Origin of the sequence: Desulfuromusa kysingii, from assembly GCF_900107645.1 — a bacterium.
GTDB classification, from domain to species: domain Bacteria; phylum Desulfobacterota; class Desulfuromonadia; order Desulfuromonadales; family Geopsychrobacteraceae; genus Desulfuromusa; species Desulfuromusa kysingii.
This window is the reverse complement of sequence record NZ_FNQN01000004.1, coordinates 154,662-176,542: the sequence shown is the minus strand read 5'-3', so window position 1 is coordinate 176,542 and position 21,881 is coordinate 154,662. Positions and strand designations below refer to the sequence as shown.

The 21,881-nt window shown below is 48.4% G+C and carries 13 protein-coding genes and 1 tRNA gene; 10 read left to right on the top strand and 4 right to left on the bottom strand.

What is annotated here, in order from left to right:
• The first annotated feature begins 976 nt into the window (after positions 1 to 976).
• Positions 977 to 1,948 (top strand): quinone oxidoreductase family protein, encoded by a 972-nt coding sequence (locus BLU87_RS08165; protein ID WP_092346585.1) that lies wholly within the window; start codon positions 977 to 979, stop codon positions 1,946 to 1,948.
• A 232-nt stretch (positions 1,949 to 2,180) separates the two neighbouring features.
• On the opposite strand, the gene BLU87_RS08160 is transcribed toward BLU87_RS08165, so the two are convergent.
• Positions 2,181 to 2,257, bottom strand: a tRNA-Pro gene (locus BLU87_RS08160).
• 113 nt (positions 2,258 to 2,370) lie between these two features.
• Here BLU87_RS08160 and BLU87_RS08155 point away from each other — a divergent pair.
• The 8 genes from BLU87_RS08155 to BLU87_RS08120 all read left to right on the top strand — a co-directional run bounded on the left by BLU87_RS08155 (position 2,371) and on the right by BLU87_RS08120 (position 15,550).
• Positions 2,371 to 4,968: a cation-translocating P-type ATPase gene (locus BLU87_RS08155; protein WP_092346582.1), complete on the top strand. Its 2,598-nt coding sequence runs from the start codon at positions 2,371 to 2,373 to the stop codon at positions 4,966 to 4,968.
• A gap of 55 nt (positions 4,969 to 5,023) precedes the next feature.
• Positions 5,024 to 7,975 carry an insulinase family protein gene (locus BLU87_RS08150; protein WP_092346579.1) on the top strand — a complete coding sequence of 984 codons (2,952 nt, stop codon included), beginning with the start codon at positions 5,024 to 5,026 and terminating at the stop codon, positions 7,973 to 7,975.
• Between the two features lie 134 nt (positions 7,976 to 8,109).
• Positions 8,110 to 10,260, top strand: coding sequence for a bifunctional 23S rRNA (guanine(2069)-N(7))-methyltransferase RlmK/23S rRNA (guanine(2445)-N(2))-methyltransferase RlmL (rlmKL, locus tag BLU87_RS08145; RefSeq protein ID WP_175498304.1), 2,151 nt, complete (start codon positions 8,110 to 8,112; stop codon positions 10,258 to 10,260).
• A gap of 142 nt (positions 10,261 to 10,402) precedes the next feature.
• Positions 10,403 to 10,822 carry an HIT domain-containing protein gene (locus tag BLU87_RS08140; protein ID WP_092346573.1) on the top strand — a complete coding sequence of 140 codons (420 nt, stop codon included), beginning with the start codon at positions 10,403 to 10,405 and terminating at the stop codon, positions 10,820 to 10,822.
• A gap of 84 nt (positions 10,823 to 10,906) precedes the next feature.
• Positions 10,907 to 11,521, top strand: a complete 615-nt coding sequence (gene lpoB, locus BLU87_RS08135) for a penicillin-binding protein activator LpoB (protein WP_092346570.1) — start codon at positions 10,907 to 10,909, stop codon at positions 11,519 to 11,521.
• Positions 11,522 to 11,540: 19 nt separating this feature from the next.
• A complete protein-coding gene (locus BLU87_RS08130) occupies positions 11,541 to 12,791 on the top strand; it encodes a COG3014 family protein (RefSeq protein WP_092346567.1) in 1,251 nt (416 codons plus the stop codon).
• Positions 12,792 to 12,933: 142 nt separating this feature from the next.
• Positions 12,934 to 14,772 carry a hybrid sensor histidine kinase/response regulator gene (locus tag BLU87_RS08125; protein WP_092346564.1) on the top strand — a complete coding sequence of 613 codons (1,839 nt, stop codon included), beginning with the start codon at positions 12,934 to 12,936 and terminating at the stop codon, positions 14,770 to 14,772.
• Positions 14,773 to 14,791: 19 nt separating this feature from the next.
• A complete protein-coding gene (locus BLU87_RS08120; RefSeq protein ID WP_175498303.1) occupies positions 14,792 to 15,550 on the top strand; it encodes a substrate-binding periplasmic protein in 759 nt (252 codons plus the stop codon).
• A gap of 93 nt (positions 15,551 to 15,643) precedes the next feature.
• Here the strand turns inward: BLU87_RS08120 and ettA are convergent, their stop codons facing one another.
• From ettA to BLU87_RS08105, 3 genes are all read right to left on the bottom strand, one after another.
• On the bottom strand, positions 15,644 to 17,320 hold the full coding sequence (gene ettA / locus BLU87_RS08115) for an energy-dependent translational throttle protein EttA (RefSeq protein ID WP_092346558.1): 1,677 nt from the start codon (positions 17,318 to 17,320) through the stop codon (positions 15,644 to 15,646).
• Between the two features lie 91 nt (positions 17,321 to 17,411).
• Entirely contained in the window at positions 17,412 to 18,566 is a 1,155-nt protein-coding gene (locus BLU87_RS08110) for an HD-GYP domain-containing protein (protein WP_092346555.1), read from the bottom strand.
• Positions 18,567 to 18,568: 2 nt separating this feature from the next.
• The gene (locus tag BLU87_RS08105) at positions 18,569 to 20,734 is read right to left on the bottom strand and encodes a HEAT repeat domain-containing protein (protein WP_092346552.1); all 2,166 of its coding nucleotides are present in this window, start codon (positions 20,732 to 20,734) and stop codon (positions 18,569 to 18,571) included.
• A gap of 175 nt (positions 20,735 to 20,909) precedes the next feature.
• On the opposite strand from BLU87_RS08105, the gene BLU87_RS08100 reads away from it, so the two are divergent.
• On the top strand, positions 20,910 to 21,866 hold the full coding sequence (locus BLU87_RS08100; RefSeq protein ID WP_092346549.1) for a PhoH family protein: 957 nt from the start codon (positions 20,910 to 20,912) through the stop codon (positions 21,864 to 21,866).
• The last annotated feature ends 15 nt before the right edge of the window (positions 21,867 to 21,881 follow it).

Here is a 21,881-nt window from a genome sequence, read left to right as displayed (position 1 = left end):
TCAGGCCGTCGGTCTACTCAATGTTTCCTCAAGACTGATCGGTTACAAAAAAAGTCCCTCTATATGCTAAAGAGGAACTTTTAGTATTTTTTAGAACCCGACTCTCTCTTACAGACCCGCAGTTTTAGCTACTCGGATGGTGCCGATTTTTCCTCTAATGAGGAAAATTAGGATATGCTTATCAAAGAATAGTATTCTGATATATAAATGTCAATGGAGAAGTTTCAATAAGGGGTCATCAATGTTCAGTTGGCAAAAAGGGGCAGGTTCAAGCTTCTATCACTCTGGTGGAAGTATCAGCCAGAGATAGTCTTTTTTTATATCTGATCAACGCAGACCAGCGGGTTTCGTCCCGCCAACCGAGATACTTTCCTATCGCGACATAGAAAAGTATCCAAAAGAGGTCGCCCCGATACCTGCGCCTGCCAAGGCAGGTTGCTTCCGCTACGTAAACCGGCGCTGCGCTCGCAAAACTCGGGGAAGAGTATACGGGGACATAATACCGATTTCAGAAAATAGAGGTTCTGTCCATGGACATTATCTCTTCGAGAAGCAAACTCAACATCAGGATGGTGAGAAATAAAAACGTGACTATTTAACGCAATGATTTCTTTTGATCCTGAGTTGTCTGCACTGGATAACGATTCTAAAAAGGTTTATTCTAGCGCTTCAGGGGTTGTCTCCTATGATCAGCGGGAAGTTTTATCCTCGGAACAATACAGGTGGGTCAACCAGCGGAATAATTGTTGGGACGCTGAAGATCAGTGTGCTTGCACAACCAATGGGTATCAACTTCGTATCGCTCAGTGGCGCAAAATATCAAAGTTGTCATAACGTAGTATTTTGGGAGTAAAAGGAGAGATCCTTATTACCGGTGGATCAAAAGCGTCACAGATACATTGTCAAAAAATGCCATAAGGGCGGGAACAACATCAATATCAATCTTAGATATTTAACCAAGAATGGATGAAGTATAATGAAGTCATGGTTTTTGAAAAACAGCATTCAAGGTAGACATTTTCAATTGCGTGATGTGCCGTCACCTGAACCAAAATCTGACGAAATACTCATTCAGGTACAGGCCGCCGCATTAAATCGTGGAGAATTTCTAAACAAAACTGTTTCAGCGGATGAAACTGATTATCAAGCTTGTGGGATAGAGTGTGCTGGTGTGGTAATTAAAGTGGGGGAAAACGTTAAGCAGTTGCGTTTAGGCGATCGGGTCATGGGACGATCCAGAGCAGCCTTTTCCGAAAAAGCTATTTTACTTGCAGGTAACGCCTTGTTGCTACCGTCAGGACTGTCTTGGGAAACAGCAGCTTGTGCATCCATAACCTACCAAACTGCATTCGATATGCTCTGGCCTGGAGGATCTTTGCAGAAAAACGAATGGCTTCTAATTGCAGGGATTTCTTCTGGTGTTGGCCTCGCAGCATTGCAACTTGGCAAACTTATCGGCGCAAGGGTGATCGGCACGTCACGATCTCTGCAAAAACTCCAACTATTAAAAAAACATGACCTTGATTATGGGCTGATTTTACCGGGTGAATCATTGGCAGCCCAGGTTTTAGAAATAACCAATGGCAAAGGTGTTGATCTCATTATTAATAACATTGGTGCTAGTATTTTTGCTGAATGTGTTCGTATGTTGGCATACAAGGGGAGATTGGCAACAGTTGGGTCGGTCGATGGTGAAAAAAATGCACAATTTGATTCAAGTCTACAACATACAAAACGTTTAAAGTTTTTTGGTGTTTCAAGCAAAATGAGAGGGAAAAATGAAACATTTGAATTGGTGAATAAGTTTAAAATGGATGTTCTTCCTGCAATTGCCAACGGAAAGATTAAACCCATAATTGATGAAATTTACAAGTTTGATGAATTGCCAAAAGCGGTAGATAGGATGGTCTCAAATTTACATTTTGGAAAAATCATCATTAAAATATGATTGTAGAAAAAAGCAGTTTATAACCCGTCCCCCAGCAAGGATAGCCCGTCACGCTTGACGCTCACTGTCGCAAGTTTTGGTCGGCGCGAGAAGATTCACCTCCTACATTCACTGACGCGGCCATCCCTGGTCACTTTTCTGACATTCAGTCAGCGCTCATTTCGCTTCGAATCCTCTCTTCGTGCAGATACAAAAAAACGCCGACCTTAAAAGGCCAGCGTTATTTTTGTTTTGGTCGGAGCGAGAGGATTCGAACCTCCGACATCTTGGTCCCAAACCAAGCGCGCTACCAGGCTGCGCTACGCTCCGACGGACGAAATAGGTACCATGCTGAAAATAGAAAATCAATCTTTTTTTATCTTTTTTCACAGCTCTTTTAACCCGGAACAAATCTGCTAGGCTTATAACCGAGGAGATGAGCTGTGGTTGATGGGAATTTTAAAGATTTATACCAGTTGCAACTTACTGAGATTGAGGAGAAATTCGAGACCTCGTCAGCTGGACTGAGCGGTGATCGTGCGGCAGCACGGTTGCAGGAGGTGGGGGGCAATCAACTGCGAGATGAACGGAAACGTTCTGTGTTGCAGATGATTTATGAACAATACCGGAATCCGATGATTGTCCTTTTGTTGGTTGCGGCATTGATCTCAGGGGTGATCGGTGAGTTTAAAGATACCTTTGTTATCCTGATTATTGTCATCCTTAACAGTTTGATCGGTTTTATTCAGGAATATCGTGCAGAAAAGGCATTGGCGGCTTTAAAGCAATTGGCGGCCCCGTTTGCGACCGTGCGGCGTGAGGGGCAAATTCTACAGGTTCCTGCTGATGAGTTGGTGCCGGGGGATGTTTTGTTTCTGGAGACCGGAGCGATTATTCCCGCCGATGTGCGGCTTAATGAAGTCCACAGTCTAAAGGTCGATGAATCGGCGCTGACCGGAGAATCTGTTGCCATTGAAAAGACGGTTGAATGTTTAAATCACGCGAACTTACCTTTATGTGAGCGGCGCAATATGGTTTACCGGGGAACCATGGTGACCTATGGTCATGGGAGTGGCTATGTCACCGCGACCGGAATGAATACCGAGATGGGGCGGATTGCCCACCTTCTCGATACCACGGAGAAGATAAAAACGCCGCTGCAAAAGCGCCTTGAAAGGGTAGGGCGCAACCTAGCTCTGGTCACCTTGTTGATTTGTGGAATCGTCTTTGTCGCCGGTTTGTTACGCGGAGAAGATATTGTGGTGATGTTTCTGACGGCGGTCAGTCTGGTTGTGGCTGCTGTTCCCGAGGCGCTTCCAGCGGTGGTGACTATTTCTCTGGCACTTGGGGCGCGGCGGCTGGTGTTGCAGAATAGTTTGATTCGCCGCTTGCCCGCAGTGGAAACTCTGGGGTCCACCACCTTTATTTGCACTGACAAGACCGGGACGTTGACTCTGAACCAGATGAATGTCGAACAGCTCTTTGATGCTGCCTATGAGCGTGTCGAGAGTGCCCCATTTCCAGCAGATGATCCGCTGCTGCTCGCCCTTGCCTTGAACAATGATATCAGGATTGACGCCGAGGGTAAGCCTCTGGGAGATCCAACTGAGGTGGCGCTCTATCTGAACGTGCAGCAGCTGGGCTACGATCCGCAGCGCCTCAAGCAGGAATATCCGCGGATCGGGGAGATCCCTTTCAGTTCTGAACGTCAGGCGATGAGTACGCTGCACCGCACCCCGTCAGGGGAGGTTTTGATCTTCTGCAAGGGGAGCTTTGAGGCGGTTTCTGCACGCTGCCAGTGGTTTGATCATGTGGCAGCGGAATCTTGTCTTACGACGATGGCAACCGATGGATTGCGGATTCTGGCGTTTGCCTGGAATCGGTTGAAAAAAGTCCCGTCGGATTTAGCTGTTCTGGATTTGGAGACAAATCTGCACTTTATCGGTCTGAGTGGTGCTCTTGATCCTCCCCGAAAGGAGAGTGCCGCTGCGGTTCGGCAATGTCGAGAAGCAGGAATTACACCGGTGATGATTACCGGCGATCATCCTTTGACCGCAATCAGAATTGCGGCGCGGATCGGTATTGTCAGTTCTGTCGATGCACGGGTTATCAGCGGTTCTGAACTTACGGCTCTGTCTCATGAGCAGTTGGTTGATGTGGCTGGTGAGGTCAGGGTTTACGCCCGGGTTGCGCCGGAGCAGAAGCTCAGAATTGTTGCGGCATTGCAGGAACGCGGTGAGTCTGTCGCGATGACCGGGGACGGAGTGAACGATGCCCCTGCGTTGAAGCGGGCAGAGATCGGGATTGCGATGGGGATCACCGGAACCGATGTTGCGAAAGAGGCGGCGGAAATGGTGCTGCTGGATGATAATTTTGCCACGATTGTCAAGGCGGTACGTGAAGGGCGGGTCGTCTACGCCAACCTGCGTAAATTTTTTAAATATATTCTGGCCTGTAATGCCGGTGAAATCTGGACGATTTTTTTAGCTCCGTTTCTAGGGTTGCCACTGCCGTTGTTGCCGATCCATATCCTCTGGATTAATCTGGTGACCGATGGTGCTCCCGGACTGGCGTTGGCGATCGAACCGGCTGAAAAGGGGATCATGCGGCAGAACCCCATTCCTCCCGATGAAAGTTTGTTCGCCCGAGGCATCTGGCAACAAATTCTCTGGATTGGATTGTTGATGGCGGCCAGCTGTCTCGTGACCCAAAAAATTGCGATTGTGTTGGGGTGGCATTGGCAGACGATGGTTTTTACCGTACTCTGTTATAGTCAGTTATTTAACTCTCTAGCGCTGCGTTCTGAAAGACAGTCGTTGTTCCGTCAAGGGGTGACATCGAACCGGTTGCTGCTGTTGGCGGTGGCGGTCAGTGTTGCAGTCCAGCTGGGAATCATATATGTTCCCGCATTGCAAATGTTATTTCATACGCAAGCTCTTGGAATTGTCGAGTTGGCGTTCTGTTTTGTCATGGCGACGATCGTTTTTGTTGCTGTGGAATTAGAAAAGTGGTTATTGCGTCATCAGTGGATTAAGTATTAATCAAAACTTTTAGTGTGCGGGATCGCGTTAGCGAATCTCTGCAGTCAGGATAGTTATGAGCAATTGTAAGTTTTCTCCCGGACAGTCTATTCACGGTTTTATTGTCGATCAGGTCGATGCCCTCCCAGCGATTAACGCGACCATGATTCGTTTGCATCATCAGGTCACCGGTGCGCGTTTTATGCATCTCGATCGGGATGATGATAACCATTTGTTCGCAGTCGGGTTTCGGACTCCCCCCGATGATTCAACCGGTGTCGCCCATATTCTGGAACACACCGCGCTTTGCGGATCAGAGCGGTTTCCAGTCCGCGATCCCTTTTTCTCGATGCTCAAGCGCAGTCTTAACAGTTTTATGAACGCGATGACCGCCAGTGACTGGACCCTCTATCCCTTTTCCAGCATGAATCGCAAAGATTTTCATAACCTGCTGGATATCTATCTGGATGCCGCTTTTTTCCCCCGTTTGACGGAACGTGATTTCAGCCAGGAGGGACATCGCCTTGAGTATGCCGTCGGTGACGACCCAACATCGCCACTGGAGTACAAAGGGGTTGTCTATAACGAGATGAAAGGGGCCATGTCAGACCCCTCATCGCTGTTATCTCGACGGCTGGATAAGCATCTCTACCCGACGACGACATATCGGCATAATTCTGGTGGTGAGCCGGAAGATATCCCGGCTTTGAGTTGGCAAGAGCTGCGTGATTTTCATGCTCGCTATTATCATCCCAGCAATTCCTGGTTCTTCAGCTCCGGCAACCTCGATTTGTCAGAACTGTTGGCTATCGTGGAAGATCGGGTGCTGACAAAATTTGACCGCCTTGATCTGGATAGTGAAGTTCCAGTTGAACAACGGCTGGACGCCCCCTTGAAGGTGACAGAAAAATATCCTCTGGATGCTGGTGAGCCTCTTGAAAAACGTTCGCTGGTTGAGATCGCCTGGCTCGACGGTGACGTTAACGATAGTTTTGAGCGGCTGGCGATGTCATTGCTGTCGGCTCTTCTGCTGGGAAATCCAGCGGCACCGCTTTATAAGGCGCTGTTGGATTCTGGTCTGGGGGCCAATCTGGCTCCAGGGACTGGTTATCATGACGATATCCGTACCACCTATTTTGCTGCAGGTTTACAGGGGACAGATCCAGAGCAGGTTGAGGCTATTGAGACGCTGATTCTGGAGACTCTCGAACAGGTGGCGGCGGAAGGTTTTAGTCCGGAGCGGATTGATGCCGCGATCCATCGACTCGAATTTTCCAACCGCGAAGTGACCGGTGATAGTTATCCTTACTCCTTGTTATTGTTGATGCGTCTGATTGGCCCCTGGATTCATGGGGGAGATCCGCTGGCAGCATTGAAGTTTGAAGATGACTTGCAAAAAATCCAGCAAAAAGTAGCAGCTGAACCGTTTTTTGAGAATTTAATCCGCAACCGACTTCTCAATAACCAACACCGGGTTACCCTGTTGCTGCAACCCGATACCGATCTTGGCGCCCAGCAGGATGCGGCTACCCGTGCTGAGCTGGATAAAATTGAGCAACAGCTCAGTGATACAGAAAAGCAACAATTGGTAGCGCGGGCCAAAGAGTTACAAACCGCTCAGGAAGAGGAAGAGGATCTCTCTTGTTTACCAACCTTGGAGTTAAGTGATATCCCCACCCATGAGGTGGCGGTGCCGGTTGAACAACAGCTGGAGGCGTCTGTTAAAACTTTTTGGTTTGCTCAACCGACCAATGGTATTGGTGTCGTCGCTCTGAATTTCGGTCTTCAGGGACTCACGGCTGAACAGTATAAATACCTTCCGGTCTTTAGTAGTCTGTTGACCCAGGTTGGTACCAGTCAACGCGATTATCTGCAAATGGCTGAGGCGATGGAGGCGGTTACCGGTGGCATTTTCGCCCGGACCTCATTGCTGGATGACCCGCAGGATGTCGATAAGTTTGCGGCCAGCTTTGAACTGAAGGGCAAAGCTTTGGTGCGGAATTGTCAGCCCTTGTTTGCTTTGCTGCAAGAAATGTTGCTGAGTCCTGACTTCAGTGATCTACAACGGCTTCACACGGTATTGAACCAGCTTCAGGTCTCCCTTGAAAATTCCGTTCCCCAATCGGGGCACACCTATGCCGCAAGGGCTGCAGCGGCCTCGCTATCTTTGTCCGGGTGGCAACGTGAACAGTGGTCCGGGCTCTCTCAGGTCGCTCTGATTCGTGAACTGGCAGCGAAATCAGTTGAAGATTTAGCTGAGCTGGCAACGCTGCTCAAAGGGATCGCGACACAGCTGTTCACGCAGAGTCAGTTACAGACGGCGGTGACTGTCGAAGCAGAAAATTTCCCTCCGTTTAAAGTCGCTTTGAGGCAACTGCTTGAGCACCTCCCTGCCGGGGCTACAACGGATAACGCTACGGTTGCAACATTGACTCCTCAATCAGCGTCACAGGGGTTGCTCTGGTCTATTCCGGTGAACTATGTGACCCGGGTTTTCAGTGCTGTCGCTTACACCCATCCGGATAGTGCTGCCTTAACCGTCCTGGCCAAATTGTTACGGTCCGAATTTCTGCACCGTGAAATTCGTGAAAAAGGGGGGGCTTACGGCGGCATGGCGGGATACAATTCCGAGTCTGGACTGTTCAGTATGCTCTCTTACCGAGATCCTCAGCTGCTGCGGACTTTGCAGGTCTATGATCAGGCGATTGATTGGGCTGTGGCTGGCGATTTCCCTGCGGATTCTATCAAAGAATCTATCCTGGCGGTTTTTGGTGATCTGGATAAACCCCATTCACCGGCCGGGGCAGGGGCGGATGAATTTGCCAATCTGCGTCAGGGGATGACGTTAGATATGCGAAACCGGATGCGTCAGCAACTTTTGGCTGTCGATGCCGAAGCATTACAGCGAGTTGCAGAAAAATATCTCAAGAATGGGGAAAGTTCAGTCGCCGTTCTGGCAGGTGAAGCGGCGCTGCAACAGGCGAATGAACAGTTGGGGGCGCAAGCTCTGGAGTTACGTAAAATATAGCTTTTTCTTGAGGGGCGGCCCTTCGTGGTCGCCCGCGTGGCGTTTATTGATCGTGGGGTATCGATCAGAAATCTGCTGTAAAAAACCGGGCAGGCACTCAGTCTGCCCTTACTAATTAATGGATTAATGTGATCATGCAACAACAATATTTTGCCACAGCTGCGCTCGGTTTAGAGCCTTTGTTGGCAACAGAATTAGAAAATATGGGTGCGGCTGATGTTAAGCAGGAACGTGCTGGTGTCCGTTTCTCCGGTGATCTTGAGATGGCTTATCATGCCTGTCTCTGGTCCCGTTTAGCCAATCGTGTGCTTTTGCCGCTCGCCAATTTTGCCGCTTTGGATGCTGATCAACTCTATGATGAAGTGTTGAAAGTTGATTGGTCAGAGCATCTGGCGGTGACCAGTACTCTGGCTGTTGATTGCACTCTGGTCAGCTCTAAAATCAACCACACTCGTTATGGGGCTTTACGTGTCAAGGACGCGATTGTTGACCAGTTCCGTTCTCGAAGTGGTGAGCGTCCTTCCGTCTCAGTGGAACGTCCCGATGTGCGACTCAATCTCCATATCTATAAGGATCAGGCGACCTTGAGCATCGATCTTTCCGGGGATAGTCTGCATCGACGAGGCTACCGGATTGATGGTGTCCATGCGCCGTTAAAAGAAACTTTGGCCGCTGCGATTCTGATTCGTGCTGGCTGGCCTGATATCTGTGCCGCCGGTGGGGCATTAGTTGATCCACTTTGTGGTTCGGGGACGCTCCCCCTTGAAGCCGGGCTGATAGCGACCGATACCGCTCCGGGATTGTTGCGCTCTTACTTTGGTTTTACTGGCTGGAAACAACATGATGTTGCTGCTTGGGATGCTGTGGTTGAAGCCGCGCGACAGCGTCAGGCGCGGGGATTAGAGAGAAAGATTGCCCCGATTGTCGGTTATGACAGCGACCACCGGGCGATTAAAGCCGCATGGCAACATGCTCAGAATGCCGGGCTGGATAAGGTCATTCACTTTGAGCGGCGGACCTTGCGAGAATTTACCCCACCTGCGGGAGCATCAACGGGGCTACTGGTGGCGAACCCCCCTTATGGCGAGCGCCTTGGTGTCGCCAGTGAGTTGCCGGTATTTTATAATCTGCTGGGCGAAAAAATGGCCAAGCAATGCCCTGGCTGGCACGCGGCGGTGATCACTTCAAGTCCCCAGCTCGGTCGCAGTATCGGTTTGCGGGCGGGGAAAATTAATGTCCTCTATAACGGTGCCTTGAAGTGTCAATTGTTACAGTTTGATCTGGAAGATAGCAACCATTGGCAATCCCTCGAGGATGGAGCCGGAAAAGCGGTCAAGAAAAAACTTTCAGCGGGTGCTGAAATGTTTGCCAACCGGTTGCGCAAGAACTCTAAGAAACTGAAGAAATGGGCCGGCCGTGAGAAGATTGATTGTTATCGCCTCTACGATGCTGACCTTCCCGAATATGCGGTGGCCGTCGATCTCTATGGCGATGAAGTCCATCTGCAGGAGTATCGCGCTCCGAAAGAGATTGACGAGCATAAGAGCGCTGAGCGGTTGCGTGACGTTCAGGATGCTCTGCCGCTGGTTTTAGATCTCCCTGCGGATAAGATTCATCTGAAAATCCGGCAGCAGCAAAAAGGCAATTGGCAGTACGAAAAACAGGCGCGTCGAGGTGTCCTGAAAGAGGTTCAGGAGGGAAATTGCAAGTTTCTGGTTAATTTGACCGATTATCTCGACACCGGTCTTTTTCTTGACCACCGTTTAACCCGGCAGTTGATTCAGCAAATGGCTGGCGGCGGTCGTTTTCTCAATCTGTTTGCCTATACTGGTGCTGCCACCGTACATGCCTTGATGGGGGGCGCCCTGACAACCACAACAGTCGATATGTCAAAGACTTACCTGAGCTGGGCAGAAAAGAACATCGCTCTGAATCATTTTGATCCCGCTGATGAGGAAATTATTCAGGCTGACTGCTTGAGCTGGATTGAGACAGCAACCGGAGAATATGACCTGATTTTCCTTGATCCCCCGACTTTTTCCAATTCCAAAGGGATGGATGCAACCTTTGATGTCCAACGTGACCATGTCTCGTTGCTACAAAAAACAGTTCGCTTATTGTCTCCTGGGGGAGCTTTGATCTTCTCCAATAATCTGCGTAAGTTCAACATGGATCGTGAAGCCTTGACTGGGCTGGACATTGAAGACATGAGTGCCAAGACGATCCCCCTCGATTTTGAACGCAATCCGAGGATTCATAATTGCTGGTTGATCAAGAGGTCGTAAATGGCATGGGTCGGGTTGTAGCCCCATTCGACGCCGCTACCTCTTGGTGTTTCCAAAGAACCTATCCTGCTGTGTCCTATAGGAATGGACGCCCGGAATTAATCTTATAAACTTTAAACTGCAAGCTATTTAGGAATTTGAAATGTTTGAACTTGACCAACGTTTACGCCAGGATACCATCGATTGTGGAAGTTTTCCCCTCAGTCGGTTGTTGTTGATGAATGATTGTAGCTATCCTTGGTTTATTCTGGTTCCTCAGCGTGAAAATTTGCGTGAATTTTATCATTTGGAAGAGGCTGATCGGCAACAGCTCTGGGTTGAATCCATCCAGCTGTCTCTGTGGATGGATCAGTATTTCCATTTTGATAAACTCAACGTTGCCGAGTTAGGAAATATTGTCAGTCAATTGCATCTGCATCATGTCGGACGGCGAAAAAGTGACCCCGCATGGCCCGGTCCGGTTTGGGGGCATCGTCCCGCAGTCCCTTATCCGCAACAGGAAATCGAGGTGCTGAGACAGGCGACCGCAATTGCATTTGCTGATTTACTGAAACAGGATTAAAATGACCCTGCTGCACAAAGGTTAAAAGTGCGCTAAAATGACAGAAAATCGTAGTCTGAAGTTTTTCTAGTTTGGAGGATCGTTATGAACAGAGTTTCATTGTTATTAAAAATGCTCTTGGTTGGTCTGCTTGTTTTTGTCGCGGCGGGCTGCTCGGTGACTACCCGCGAAGTCGGATCGGATGAGCAGGTTATTTACGATGAGGGTTATCACTTCTCAGATAAAAAGGCAATTGTCGACAACATGGTGACATCCCTGTTGACCAAATATCCTTTAGTGCGCGCAACGGACCGTCCGGTGCTGATTGTCTATGGGATTGCCAATCGAACCAGTGAACATATCAGCACCAGTGCGATGACCGATGACATGCGTCAGGCGTTGCTCAGCTCTGGTCGAGTGCGTTTTATCAATAAGATTCAACGCGACAACATCCAAAAGGAATCCAGTTATCAGTATGGCGGCAACGTTGCTGCTGAAACCCGCATCCAACGAGCCCGTCAGGTTGGTGCTCAATATATGTTGACCGGAACGTTGCGTTCTATCGAGAAAAAGCAACCGCGACAGTTCCGGCTGAAAAAGAAAACCTTGATGTACTACAGTTTGAATATGGAGCTGACAGATATTGAGACCGGATTGATCGAATGGGCCGATAGTGCCGAAGTGATTCGTGAGGCATCCAAGCCGTTTATCGGTTGGTAAGCCATTCGGTATTGCACTGATGATATCTTTCTTTCAAGCCGGGTTCGGAGGTATTTTCCGACCCGGCTACCGTTGGTTGCTTTTGTTGCTGCTCCTCCTTCTCTTGAATGGTTGTGTCGGCAAGCTGAATCGAGCCAGTCGTTACTATTATTCTGGTCAACCTCAACAGGCTTTGGATCTGCTTGATAAAGGCGAGAGTGCGGGGAACCGGAACCAGCTTCTGTTTCTATTTGAACGTGGAGTGGTGTTACATCAGCTGGGGGAATACCGCCAGAGCATCTCTCAACTCCTTAAAGCGGCGCAGCTGATTGACCAGTTTGAGATTGTCAGTCTCAGCGAACAGGCCGGTTCACTGGTCACCAATGAATGGCTGACCCGGTACAAGGGAGAGTCTAGCGAACGGCTATGGGTGCACAGCTATTTGATGATGAATTACCTGCTGCTGGGTGAGTATGATGATGCTCTGGTTGAAGCAAAACAGGCATTAACGCGGCTGCAAGATCATCCAGAGCTGCAAGCCGATTATTTTACCCGATCTCTGATTGCCCTTTGTTTTGCGAATCTTGCTGAGGATAACGATGCTTATCTGGTTTACCGGCAGCTGGCAGATGATTTGCCGAGCCCAGCTCCGGTCGCTGCAGATATTGTCAGATACGCCAAGCGATTGGGAATGGTTGATGAAGTAGAAAAATATCAACCTTATATTCCTCAGAATCTGCCTCAAGGCGAAGCCGAGCTGGTGTTGTTCGTCGCCAATGGGCGAATCCCTCTGAAGCGGCCAGGCAACGTCGTTTTGCCGCCATCAATCCGGTTTGCCTTCCCTTACTACCCGGCAACAAAGATCTCCCCGCCAAGGATCGATATTCGCCCAGTTAACTGGCGGTATTTGCCACCGCTGTCAACGGATTTGGGAGTTGTCGCTCGCAAAGCACTGGATGCTCGTAAAGCTCGTATCATCGCCAAAGAGAGCCTTCGGGTTGCAGCTAAGGAAGCTATTGCTCAGTCGGTTGGCAATAAAAATGATGCTGCCGCTGAGGCTATTGTCCGCGTTGCCCTGTTTTTGTTGGAGGAACCCGATACCCGCTCCTGGCAAACCTTACCGGGACGCTTAACTCTGGTGCGGATTCCGTTGCCCGCTGGGCGGCATAAATTGCAGCTGGAGGTAGATTCGACTGCTTTAAACGGTCGACAAATCATTGACTTACCCGAGCTGTATCTGCGTCAAGGGCAACGGATATTTTATCCTTTGCGGCTATCAACGACTAATTAAATAAAAATTATTTCTTTAAAGAGCGCAAATTGTTTGCTATCCTAACACTGTTTGTGCGATGAACCTCAGTTTCGAAGGGTCTTTTTAGGTATCATTCATAGTTGAAGATTTCTACATTGTAAATGAAAAGAGGGCTTTACCTATGAAACATATTAGCTTGAAGAGACGCCTACTCTTCGGCTCCATCCTTATCTGTTTGTCAATTACACTCTGTATATCCGTCTATCAAATCAGTCGCTTGCAGCAGCGAGAGCATGAGCTGGTCGAGCAACAGATTGCCAGTTTTGAACACAGTGTTATGCCGAGCATTCGTGAAGCTCTTTGGAATTACAACGACTCAATGGTGAAGACGATTGCGACCAGTCAAGTGAGTCAGCTACTGACCTATATTGAGATTTGTGATTCTGACAAGTTGGATTGTGGTCGGGGAGGAATCCGGAAGAAGGAACCTTTTCAGGAGTATTTTCGGGTGGTTGAGTATCGCACCTCTTCTTTTGGCGAAGGGGTTAATGTCGGAACTGTTTATTTGCAATTAAACCATCAGCCTTTTGGACGTCTGTTTCAACAATATATCTTTAGTGAATTTCTAACGAATGGTCTCGGTGTGTTCGGGGTCGCCATCAGTATTTTTCTATTATTCCATTTAAAGGCAATCAGACGCGTTGTCAGTGTCGCCAACTACGCTCAGAATATTGATTTGACGGCGATGGAGAAAATCCAGCCCCTCACTTTTGATAAAAACAATGCATCGATGGATGAGGTCGATCGTCTTGTCACCTCGATCAATGGTCTCATCCAAAGGGTGAAAGACGAATTTACCTGCCGTAAAAAACTCGAACAGCAGCTCAACCAGGCGCAAAAGATGGAAGCTCTGGGGGCTCTGGCAGGGGGGATTGCTCACGATTTTAACAATATCCTGGCTGCAATGCTTGGTTACGTACAGCTTTGTTACAATGCCGAAGAAAAGGGATCGCAGACCCATAAGCGTCTGGAGCGGGTGATGGTTGCGGGTGAACGGGCTAAAGATCTTATTGCTCAAATTTTGATTTTTAGTCGTAAGGCTGAGACCTATACAAAAACACTTTGTCTTGCCGATATCGTCAACGAAGCCCTTGAGTTGGTTCAGGCGTCACTCCCCGATGGTGTGACTATCGAGACCCATTTGGATAGTGATCTCAGAATGGTTGGTGATAGCAGCCAAATTCATCAGGTCTTGTTGAATCTTGCGACCAACTCCGCTTATGAACTTGCTGAAACGGGTGGAAAGATCCAAATATCTCTGACCTCTTGCCAGTTACAATCACGTCAGGCTGAAATCTTGGGTCTGGATGCTGGGGGTTACCTGCGTCTGGTCTTTTGTGACGATGGTTCTGGTATTCCGGCTGAAATACAGGACCGGATTTTTGATCCGTTTTTCACCACCAAAGAAACCGGGAAGGGGACTGGAATGGGGTTAGCTGTTGTTCATGGGATTGTGCAGGCCCATGGTGGTAGAATTATCCTCTCTCCCGAGGTAGACAAAGGGAGCTGTTTCACCATCTACTTCCCGCAACAGATGGGAGTTCCAGAATCAGAAACTCCACACCGGGATGATTCCTCTGCTCTTCTCGGAGGAGACGAGCATATTTTATTGGTGGATGACGATGCCATTGTCCTTAAGATGGGGCAGGACATGTTGCAATCACTCGGTTACCAGGTCAGTGTTGCTAGCAGTGCCGTAGCTGCCTTGCAGTTATTACAAAAAACGGACAGGATTGATCTGGTGGTGACCGACCTGAATATGGCGGCGATGACTGGTGTTGAATTTGCAACCATATTAAAACAGGACAAGCCCGATATGCCGGTTATTCTTTATAGTGGCAACTTTGACTTGTTGGACGAATTGGCTCTGCAATCCGGGGTCATTGACAAGCTACTGCAAAAACCGTTTAAGATTGAAGATCTCTCTCTCTTTGTGCGTCAGGTTCTGGAGCCGTGTTAGCGGACAAATGATGAAAAAAATGACTTGCTTACTGATCCTTTTTGTCTTCTTCCCTGGTTGGGCTTTTGCTCAACCGTCGCTTTTGGTGATGGCTGAGGAACTCCCCCCTTTTAATTTTCGTGATAACGATCAAGTTGTCGGTCTTTCAACGGAGATTGTCAGACATATTCTTAAGCAATCGGGGGTTACTCTGAAGGAGGATATTCACATTTACCCATGGGCCAGAGCTTACCGTCGCGTTAAATCGATTCCCGGAACGGCCCTGTTCAGTATGGCAAGAACCGAGGCGCGGGAAGAACTGTTTCGTTGGGTCGGCCCACTGCATAATGTAACGATTGGGGTGGTTGCAAAAAAGAAAAACCATATAAGCGTCGATTCTGTCGATGATCTTGAAGGATACCGCATTGGTACCGTGCGTGATGGTGCCCCTGAACAATTATTAATCGGGAGAGGGGTCCCGCAGGAAGGCCTGGAAAGACTGACCGGTCCCGAACAGAATATTAAGAAACTGGAAGCCGGACGCATTGATGTGTTTGTCTTTAATGTACAGACAACCCACTATCTGATGCTCCAGTTGGGGATAAATCCTGATGATTATGAAACCGTTTTTGTGCTGAAATATGCTGAACTCTACCTTGCTTTACATAAAAATACGGATCGCAATCTGGTGCAGAGTCTACAAAATTGTCTGAATCAAATGAAGAGCCCCGGAGCTGATGGCTTGACCTTGTATGACCGGATTGTTGGAAAGTATCTATTCAGACTGGATAATTTTTAGGGCGATAGCGATGATTCGGGACGACTGTTTATTCTGTTTTTCATGGGGAAGGAAACGCCCCTCCCCCATGAAAAATATGTTGAGGTGAGTTTTCTATTGGCGGGTTAAAGAGCGGTATCTGATCCTGTGAGGCTGATCCGCTGCTTTACCGAGGCGACGTTTGCGATCTTCCTCATATTCCGAATAGTTCCCATTAAACCAAACGACCTGAGAATCTCCTTCGAAGGCGAGGATGTGGGTGGCAATTCGATCTAAAAACCAGCGGTCATGACTGATAACGACCGCACAACCTCCAAAGTTTTCCAACCCCTCTTCCAGGGCCCTTAAGGTGTTGACATCTAGATCATTAGTTGGCTCATCAAGGAGTAAAACATTGGCTTCTTCACGGAGCATTTTTGCCAGATGAACGCGATTGCGTTCACCGCCGGAGAGGACACTGATTTTTTTCTGTTGATCGGAACCAGAGAAGTTAAAACGGGCGACGTAAGCCCGGGAATTAACCGACTGTCCCCCAATCTGTAGCGTGTCTTGACCGCCAGTGATCTCTTCCCAGATGGATTTACTGGTATCCAAAGTCCGGGCCTGATCAACATATCCGAGCTGGACGGTCTCACCGACCTTGAATTCGCCGCTATCGGCCTTTTCCTGATCGGTGATCATGTTAAACAGGGTTGACTTCCCTGCACCGTTAGGGCCGATGACCCCGACAATTCCCCCTGCCGGAAGGTTGAAGCTGAGGTTGTCCATCAAGAGCCGCTCTCCAAAACCCTTACTCACCCCTTTCGCCTCAACGACAATGTCACCGAGACGGGGACCTGGTGGGATGTAGAGCTCGAGAGTTTTCTCTTTTTCCAGTCCGGCGTTACCGAGGAGCTGTTCGTAGGATTTGATTCGGGCTTGAGCCTTTGCATGACGCCCTTTGGGGGACATCCGAATCCACTCAAGCTCGTGTTGTAAGGTCTGCTGCCGTTTGCTCTCTGCCTTCTCTTCTTTACGTAGTCGTTCCTGTTTTTGCTCCAACCAGCTTGAGTAGTTCCCCTTCCACGGGATCCCCTGACCACGGTCCAGTTCGAGAATCCAGCCAGCAACGTTGTCGAGGAAGTAGCGGTCATGGGTGACGGCAATGACTGTCCCCGGATAACGTTGCAGATGTTGTTCCAACCAAGCGACGGTTTCAGCATCCAGATGGTTGGTTGGCTCATCTAACAACAGGATGTCAGGTTTTTGCAGTAATAAACGACACAGAGCCACTCTCCGTTTTTCTCCACCAGAGAGGGTCGCGATTAAGGTTTCCGGCGGCGGGCAGCGGAGTGCTTCTTCCGCAAGCTCCAGGCGGGAATCAAGTTCCCAGGCATCGGCAGCGTCCAGTTTGTCCTGAACCTCCGCCTGGCGTGCAAGGAGCTTGTCCATATCGCAGTCAGGGTCAGCAAAGGCGTTGTTGATCTCTTCAAATTCAGCGAGCAGGTCAACCACTTCCTGCACCCCTTCTTTGACGGTTTCGCGGACAGTTTTTTCACCATTCAGTTGTGGTTCCTGTTCCAGGTAACCGACGCTGTAGCCTTCGGACAACACCGCTTCACCGTTGAATTCTTTGTCAACACCCGCCATGATTCGCAGCAATGTCGACTTTCCTGAGCCATTTAAGCCGAGGACGCCGATTTTCGCCCCATAAAAATAAGAGAGAGAAATGTCTTTGATGATAGGTTGTTTGTTGTAACTTTTACTGACCCGCATCATTGAATAGATAATTTTTTTTGTATCTTCACTCATAATTATTCCTTTTGATTTTTATCCGCATCTATCTCTGCCGAGATTCCATCATTGATATCTTCCATGGGAGTTGCGACTGTATAACACTCGTTTACGACGATGTATAGTTGCTGGGGGCGTTTTTTTTATCAAGCTCACTGAGAACCTGGAGAAAGCTATACGTCAATTGCGGGTGAAGTTTGGTCCCGGCAAGATCGAGCATGATGGAGATAATTTGCTCTATCTCCATCGAATCATCATAGGCACGGTGGGTCCTCATGGCATCATAAGTATCTGAAATTGCGGTCATGTGGGAGCATATATGTTGCGTCCATGGCACTTTTGTTTTTGGGTAGCCGCTATTGTCATAACGCATGTGATGTTCAAAGGCAGTCACGACAGCTAAGCGCGGAACCCCTGGAGTGTTCAGCAGGTACTCAGCACCAAGGCGGGGATGTTGCTCCATGATCTGCCACTCTTCGGCAGTAAGTTTCCCTGTTTTGCTGAGAATATCCGGGGGGATGAACATTTTTCCGACATCATGCAACATGGCCGCGATGCCGATATCGTTCAGAAGCTGCCCTTCAATTCCAAGAACTTTTGCTTGCGCCAGATTAAGCATGCAAATATTCGTTGAGTGGGTATAGGTGTATTCATCCATAGATCGAAGCGGTGCAATGGCCATAAAAGCGTCGCTCTGGCTGTTGAAAGCATGGACAAAACCATTGACGATTTCGTTGATGCCTGCCATTTCTAACTTTTTTTTGCTCCGCACCGTTTGATAGAGATCCATAAAGCGGTCGGCTTCATAGCCTGAAATCTCCTCGAATTGAATTTCGGGACTTTGATTTAAGCGATTATCTTTATAACGAATTTCAACTTGACCAAAATGAATATTCTCACTGCCTTTGATGTCGATCTGCTTCTCTGGAGCTTTACTGAGGATATTGATGAGGTTGAGTAACTCTTCTGCATAGACGCCAGACTCTATCTGCACATAACTTATTCCATTTCTGGATAGCGACTCAAGTAGGCGGTCAATGGCCAGATTTCTGCTGACCGGTTTGTTAGCAAAAATCAGCAGCCCATCAATGACTTTTAAAGTAATATCATTGTGGATATTGAAGAGTTGTTGTAATTCATTTAAAGCCTGTTTATTTAATCTTAAAACTTGGCGGTGCTCGGGATGATAGAGGGCGACATTGGCAGCGGCGGTTGTTAATAGTCTGATCAGCTTTTGCAGGTGATCTTCTTGAGGACTGATCATCTTTAACTCCTTGTCAGTTCCTGCCGTTTTTCCAGCGCTTGTCCGGCAAGGTGTTTATGTTTTCCAGAGACGAGTTCTTGCAGGAGCTTCTCAGCCGAACTCCCGGGAAATAACGCCAGATTTTCGAAGATTTCGCGATGCAGCTGTTTTATCCGCCGCGATGGCAGCAGGCTTTGCTTACGCAATACCCGTCTGAAGACTGGTATGCTCTCTCTGTTGCCGATCCGGGTCAAGGTCTGAATGGTCTGTTTTCTTAATTCGAGATCGTTCTCATTTTCTGGCGTGCCTGCCAGATTTTTATGCAGGATCGATAAGACCGTAGGGTCCCGACTCAGATCAGCGATAAGCACAGCCGAAGCGCGAGCTTCAAACTCTTCACTTTGTAATTCTTGCAACAATTGACGATTGGCGGTTGCCGGATTACAGGAAAAAAGGATGCGTATCACCTCAACCCGTACTTTGGGGTGCGGGTGATCAATCAGCTGATGGATGGCTTTGATGTGCTGTGGGTCAAGGTTCTCGCCTAAAATCATGAGCAGGTTGCGCACCAGATACCAGCGGTCATCTTTGAGGAAGCGGACAATAACTTTTTGTGCGTCCCCACCGATGTCTGCCAGGATTTTCATCCATGTCTGCCGCTCAGACCAATTTGGAGCCAACCCTAGATACTCAATAACCAGCTCGGTGTAGGGCTCACCGACCGCGACAATATAGTCAGCAATTTGTTGCTGTTTCTCTTCTCCCCAAAGGTCCATACCATCGAGAACTTCAGCCATGAATGTTGATTGCACATGGTGTGATAAGACCATTTCATTAAAAATACTGGCAGAAGAGTTCCCGCTGTAGAGATACTTTGACCAGTGATTGTGGATTTCTTGCAGCAGTTTAAAGTTCCCCGTGTCAAGAAAGTAGCGGGACAAATCAAGGAGATTTTGCTGTATCGCTATTTCTTGTTCCGCATCTAATTGTTGCTGCAACACCTCAAAGATGATAGCGGCGCAATTTATTTCAATAGACTGGGTTTCAATCTGGTCTTTCAGTTTCTGTTTTTCATCTTCTGGGATCGTCCCAATAACATTGTCCCCGAGGATATTGTACAGCGCGGCCTGATAGCTGTCAGGCATGTATAGGTCTTGCCTCTCTTCAGTAAACAAGACATCGAGGCGGGCGCGCACCATGTCTTCAGAAGGGGGAGCCGGTTTGGTTTTGATGGTGTGGTGAAAGTCTTGCTGTGGCGATGTTGCCAAGGTGTTAATCAGGCCAAATAGTCGGGAAGAGAGGTTCAGATCCTGACGATTTTTCCCGGCAATGGTATTTTGCAATAAATGTGCAGGAATTTTTTTTAGCAGCCCAGACGCAGCGTTATGATCGCGATCCAGAGCTGGGAGTGCACTGCTGAGAAAGAGCTGTTGTGCTTCAGGAGTTAATTGCTCAAGCAGAGAGATCAGATTCGCGTCATTTTTGCTCTGTGCTGAGGAGTCTTGCTGCTGGTGCAGACTGTTTTCGACGAATAAATTGATCGAGTGGGATGACTGCTCACGTTCGAGCTCAGTTCCGGTGAGCCTCTGGTTGAAAATGTCTGCGACAGTGTCGATGTCGGCCGCGCTCCCGAAATCGAGAATGCCATTGTGTAGCCCAAGAATAAAATTTTCCCAGAGCTGTCCCCCCACTTCGGGGTGTTTTTCGCTATTGTTCTGATTTGTCTGGAAAGCATCATAGTTGATCGGGACCACCGAAATGTGCTCGATCAGTTGTTGTTCCAGAAGTCGATCAAAGCCCCCGAACGATTCTATAGTTTTGCGATCAGAGCGAATTAACTGGTTGAAACGGATCAGTTCCTGCGGTTTTAAACCGAGCTTGAAGCTGATTGAAGCAATCCCCATTGCAGAGAAGAACCGGGCAAATTGTTGATTGCTGACATTCTCTTTATCCAGCCAGTCTTGTTCAAAATAAAGGGCGTCGGGAGAAATTCCCAGAGTGATGATAGCATTCGTTTGAAACAGTTCATTGAGGATATTCAGGGTGCTTTCGCAGCTTGCAACAATCTGCGGGTGTTCTGGCGGATAAAGTGACAATTTCTGACGGGAAATATTGAGTTCATGCAGAAATACCGACAGGAGTGGTTTGTCATCGTTTTCTGTTGCTTGATGAGTCGGTTGTTTGGTCACTGCTTCCTCGCGTTAAGATTGGTGAAACCAATATCGACTGAGTATAGCAGGGTTTAAAAAAAATATGGAGGGGGGGCGAAGAGAAGATGGTTGTCGCTCATAAGTTGCATTTGTCTGCTTATGGTGATAAATTCCGCCTCGTGAAAATTAATAATAAACCAGCGGATATCTGCGTATGAGTTCCAGCAAGCATTTTGATGTTGCTGATGTGGCTCTGGCCGCCCAATTGTTCGGTCAGCAGAATAAGCATCTAAAAATAATTGAGAAAAAACTGGGCATTCGCCTCGGTAGCCAGGGAACGGTGATCCATCTTTCCGGCGATCCCGCTCAGATTCGTGTTGGCTTTCGCCTCCTTGAGGAGCTGTGCCTCCTGATTCATAAGGGGCTGCCGCTCTATCCCAGTGATATTGATTATGCCATCAGGATTCTTTCTTCCGATTCGACTACATCTCTGCAAGATATTTTTTGTGATACGGTCTTTGTCTCGGCTCGGAACAAATATATCTCTCCCAAGAGTCTGGCACAAAAAAGCTATATCGATAATATCCGCTCAAACCATGTCGTTTTCGGGGTCGGTCCTGCAGGAACGGGGAAGACTTATCTGGCGATGGCGATGGGGGTCGCAGCTTTAATGCGCAAAGAGGTGAGCCGGATCATGCTGGTCCGTCCAGCCGTTGAAGCAGGCGAAAAACTGGGTTTCCTCCCCGGAGACCTGGCTGAAAAGGTCAATCCATACCTCCGTCCCCTTTATGATGCTCTCTACGATATGCTTGAACTTGAGAAGGTGCAAAACCTGCTTGATACCGGGGTTGTCGAGGTTGCGCCATTGGCTTTTATGCGTGGACGGACCCTTAATGATGCTTTTGTGATTTTGGATGAAGCGCAAAACACGACAGCTGAGCAGATGAAGATGTTTCTGACCCGTCTTGGTTTCGGCAGCCAGGCCGTTATTACTGGGGATGTGACCCAGATTGACCTGCCACACGATAAACAATCGGGTTTGCTGCATGCCATAGCCGTCTTGAGCAGTGTCTCTGGTATTGCCTTTACTCACTTCAGTGATGTGGATGTCGTTCGTCATCCTATTGTTCAAGCTATTGTCAGAGCGTATCAGCAAGCTGATCGGAAGTAATTAACCATCAGAATG